The organism is Endozoicomonas acroporae, from assembly GCF_002864045.1.
Classification (GTDB): domain Bacteria; phylum Pseudomonadota; class Gammaproteobacteria; order Pseudomonadales; family Endozoicomonadaceae; genus Endozoicomonas; species Endozoicomonas acroporae.
Genome location: NZ_PJPV01000235.1, coordinates 1 through 1408, shown reverse-complemented (window position 1 = coordinate 1408; position 1408 = coordinate 1). Strand labels below are relative to the sequence as shown.

At 48.8% G+C, this 1408-nt stretch carries 1 protein-coding gene; it reads left to right on the top strand.

Features of this window, described 5'->3' with window-relative positions; translation table 11 throughout:
• Positions 1-1226, top strand: a 1226-nt coding sequence (locus tag CX664_RS24640) for an RAP domain-containing protein (RefSeq protein ID WP_146000327.1), incomplete at its 5' end; no start/stop codon positions are given.
• Positions 1227-1408: the final 182 nt, after the last annotated feature.

Genomic DNA, 1408 nt, shown 5'->3' with positions numbered 1-1408 from the left:
TCTTTCCCTACACGCCAGCTCTTCCGATCTCACAGGGTATAACCAATCTGCTGTGGGCCATGGCGAAACTGGTGGACAACGGGCAGGAGTCGACACCAGAACTCAACGAGGCCGTGACCGCACTGTTGCCCTACGTGAATGCACAGAGAGCTACCTTTAAACCACAAGGTATCGCCAACCTGCTGTGGGCCATGGCGAAACTGGTGGACAACGGGCAGGAGTCGACACCAGAACTCAACGAGGCCGTGACCGCACTGTTGCCCCACGTGAATGCACAGAGAGCTACCTTTAAACCACAAGAGATCGCCAACATGCTATGGGCCATGGCGAAACTGGTGGACAACGGGCAGGAGCAGACACCAGCGCTCAACAAGGCTGTGGCCTCGCTGTTGCCTCACGTGAACGCACAGAAAGACCAATTTATTCCTCAGCACATCGTCAACCTGCTGTGGGCCATGGCGAAACTGGTGGACAACAGGCAGGAGTGGACACCAGAGTTCAAAGCGGTCGTGGCAGCGCTGTTACCCCACGTGAGCGCACGGAAAGCTAACTTTACACCACAGGGTATCGCCAACCTGCTGTGGGCCATGGCGAAACTGGGTGAACTCGTTGAGCTGAATATGGTTACCTCTACTTTCGAATCGCTTGTCTACCCAAGCAGTGAAAACCCTCAGCTCTCCAGGCAAGATATATCGATGTCTCTCTGGGGCGTAATGGTATGCTGTGCAAGGTTGTCTCTAGAATCCAATGCTAATAAAAATAACGTGCTTGAAAAGCACATGGATGACCTGTTGACTCGCCTGGAAAATACATTCCCAGATAATGAAGAGGATCAAACCACCATTGCCATGGCCGCCAGTTGGCTTGGCAGAGCGTGTCCGTTCAACCCCCATTACCAGACAATCGTTTCAAAACGTCAATCCGACTTCCGCAATCAACTCCAATCATGTATGCCCTCTTTGAAGATTGAAGAAGAAAAGAGTTTGAATTCATTACCTCCGGTTGACCTGTTACTGCCAGATCACAACATGGTGATTGAAGTTCAGGGGCCATCTCATTACGTGGGTGGTGATTTCAAAACCAGGAAAGGTTCGACTCTGCTGAAAATCGCACTGCTGCAGAAATCAGGATTTGAGGTCATTGAAATTCCGGTTAACAGGCTTTGGAACCAGGATTTAATGAAACCATTTATTGATCAAATAGTGAAGAGGACAAACAGCCAGTAATCGTCTCCCTGCCATCATGACTAAGGAACCGTTTTCACAATCCAGAGTAGACATTCTTCTCCAACCACTTGCGTTTATAAACCGTTCAGCAAAATGAACTTCTGAACAGAACCGCAGTCTGCTTTTTATATTCTCATGAATTAATGAAATATAATTATGGATAGAAGATCTGCTGGTATCAG